The organism is Dietzia sp. B19 (assembly GCF_014145155.1).
Lineage (GTDB): Bacteria > Actinomycetota > Actinomycetes > Mycobacteriales > Mycobacteriaceae > Dietzia > Dietzia natronolimnaea.
The window spans coordinates 1-2830 of sequence record NZ_JAALED010000383.1; the positions used below are offsets into that span (position 1 = coordinate 1).

Annotated in this window: 3 protein-coding genes and 1 pseudogene; all 4 read right to left on the minus strand. The window is 70.2% G+C overall.

Annotated elements, in window-relative coordinates:
* A pseudogene (locus G6020_RS11280) lies at window positions 1-192 on the minus strand (acyl-CoA dehydrogenase); the annotation flags it as partial.
* Between the two features lie 16 nt (window positions 193-208).
* Window positions 209-1378, minus strand: coding sequence for an acyl-CoA dehydrogenase family protein (locus tag G6020_RS11285; RefSeq protein WP_182610693.1), 1170 nt, complete (start codon window positions 1376-1378; stop codon window positions 209-211).
* A 4-nt stretch (window positions 1379-1382) separates the two neighbouring features.
* On the minus strand, window positions 1383-2330 hold the full coding sequence (locus tag G6020_RS11290) for an enoyl-CoA hydratase (protein ID WP_182610694.1): 948 nt from the start codon (window positions 2328-2330) through the stop codon (window positions 1383-1385).
* Between the two features lie 115 nt (window positions 2331-2445).
* Window positions 2446-2830, minus strand: a 385-nt coding sequence (locus G6020_RS11295) for an SDR family oxidoreductase (RefSeq protein ID WP_182610695.1), incomplete at its 5' end; no start/stop codon positions are given.

Here is a 2830-nt window from a genome sequence, read left to right on the forward strand (position 1 = left end):
GGCCCCGCCGGCGTCCTCGTCGATGAGCAGGGCCGCGGCGCCGGTCTCGGCGACCCTGCCCCACACGGTGGTGCCGGGGCCGGTGTCGCCCGCGCTCCAGGCGCGGATGACCGACGGCAGGTCGGACCGTGTCAGCAGCGAGTCGATGCTCGCCGCGAAGTCGGTGATCTCGGGGTCGAGTGCGAATCTCATGGTGCTCCGTGTCCCGTCAGCCGCGCGGAAGGCCGAGGAGGCGCTCGGCGATGATGTTCTTCTGTACCTCGTTGGTGCCGGCGTAGATCGGCCCGGCGAGGGCGAACAGGTATCCGTCCATCCACTGCTCCCCGGCGAACTCTCCGGCCGTGCCGAGCAGGTCGAGGGCGGTCTCGTGGGTGGCGATGTCCCAGTCCGACCAGAAGACCTTGTTGATCGAGGACTCGAAGCCCAGGTTGGCGCCGCCGGTGAGCGTGGTGACCGTCTTCCAGGTGCTCAGCTCGTAGGCGCGCGAGCCGATCCACGCGTCCACCACCTTGTCGGCCAGGGCGCCCCGGCTGCGCTGGTCCAGGTCCGCCCGGCGGGAACCCCACAGCTCGAGCAGTCGGTCGGTGGTGGCGAGGAACCGCCCCGGCGAGCGCAGGGAGAGCCCGCGCTCGTTGTTGGCGGTGGACATCGCCACCTTCCAGCCCTGGTTGACCTCGCCGATCACGCCGGACTCGGCGGGATCCGCCGGGTCGTCGGGCACGAAGACGTCCTCGAGGAACAGCTCCGCGAAACCGGGCAGGCCGTCGAGCTGGTCGATCGGGCGCACGGTGACGCCCTCGGCCCGCAGGTCGAACATGAAGTAGGTCAGGCCCTTGTGGCGGGGCTCGTCCGGGTCGGTGCGGAACAGCCCGAAACCCTTGTCGGCGAACGAGGCGCGGGTGGACCACACCTTCTGGCCGCTGAGCAGCCAGCCGCCGTCCACACGCGTAGCCGTCGAGCGCAGCGACGCCAGGTCGGACCCCGCCTCCGGCTCGGACCAGGCCTGCGCCCAGATGTCGTCGGCGCGGGCCATGCGCGGCATGATGTGCGCCAACTGCTCGGGGGTCGCGTGATCGAACAGGGTCGGTGCGAGCAGGAAGATGCCGTTCTGGCTCACCCGCAGGGGTGCGCCCGCGCGGAAGTACTCCTCCTCGAAGACCACCCAGTTGACCAGTCCGCAGTCGCGGCCGCCGAACTCCTCGGGCCACGACACGACCGACATGCGGGCGTCGGCCATCTTTCGCTCCCACTCGCGGTGGGCCTCGAAGCCCTCGCGGGTGTCCATGTGTGGGAGCGGCTCGGACGGCACGTTCGCGGCGAGCCAGTCGCGCACCTCGAGGCGGAACTCCCGTGTCGAGGCGTCCAGATCCAGATCCACGGCGTCAGCCCTTCTGCTCGCCGGTCGGGGCGGGGCCGCCGGTCGAGCCCGTGTTGGCGCTGTCGCGCATCGAGCGCGCGTCCATCCCGCCGAGGGAGGCGGAGAACGAGTCGGTGTCGTCGGGCTCCGCGTTGGCCGAGTGGGCGAACATGTGCCAGCCGAACGCCGTGTCCAGCGAGGTCTGCAGGCCCATCTGGTCCTCGTTCGAATTGATGACCTTCTTGGCCAGGGTCAGGCCGAAGGCGGGCATCGCGGCGATCTCACCGGCGATCTCGTCGACCTTCGCCTGCAGCTCCTCGCGCGGCACGACGTGGTTGAGCATGCCCCAGTCCAGCGCCTCGGCCGCACCGAATCTGCGACCGGTGTAGAGGATCTCCTTGGCACGGCGGGGGCCCAGGACGAAGGCGTGGGCGAAGTACTCGACACCGGGGATCCCCATCTTGACCACCGGGTCGGAGAAGAACGCGTCGTCGGAGGCCACGATGAAGTCGCAGATCCACGCCAGCATCAGGCCGCCGGCGATGCACGCGCCGTGCACCTGGGCGATCATCGGCTTGGGGATCTCGCGCCAGCGGCGACACATCTGGACGTAGACCTCGGTCTCGCGGGCCAGCCGCCGGTCGCCGCCGCCGCGGGTGGTGTGGTCCCACCAGATCGAGGCGCGGTTGGGGTACTCCACGTGGTGGTCGCGCTCGGTGGTGCCGATGTCGTGGCCGGCCGAGAAGTGCTTGCCGTTGGCCCGCAGGACGATCACCTTGACCGTGTCGTCCTCCACGGCCCTGATGAAGGCGTTGTCCAGCGAGTACGTCATCACCGAGTTCTGCGCGTTGCGGAAGTCCGGTCGGTTGAGGGTGACGTACGCGGTGCCGTCGGTGACCTCGTAGGCGACGGGCTGGGTGTCCGGCCCGAGGTCGTCGACCCCGAGGACCGGGGGGATCGGTGCGTCGGTCATGAGCTGGGGATCTCCTTACCTAGCAAGTGCTTGGTTGGTACTGTACCGGACCCGCTCGCCGGATCGGATTCATACGCCGTCACCACCGTCGTCCAGACGCCGTCGCCTCCGCCGTTCAGACGCCGTAACCACCGTCGACGTCGAGTTTCTGGCCGGAGATGAAGCCCGCCCGGTCGGAGGCGAGGAACGCCACGGCCTCGGCGACGTCCACCGCGGTCCCGAACCGTCGCAGCGGGATGTTGCGGCGGGTGACCTCGAGTGCGCGGTCGTCGAGGTCGCCGGAGGAGATGAGCCTCTCGGCCATCCCGTCGGTGAGCATCCCCGGGCCCACGCAGTTCACACGGACCCCGAACCGGCCCTCCTCCGCCGCCAGGCCCCGCACCAGCTGCTCGACCGCGCCCTTGGGGACCGCGGACAGGCCGTCCCGGACCGGGTAGCGGGTGGTGGCGGCGGTGGTGACGACGACGACGGTGCCGCCCACCGCGCGCACATGCGGCAGC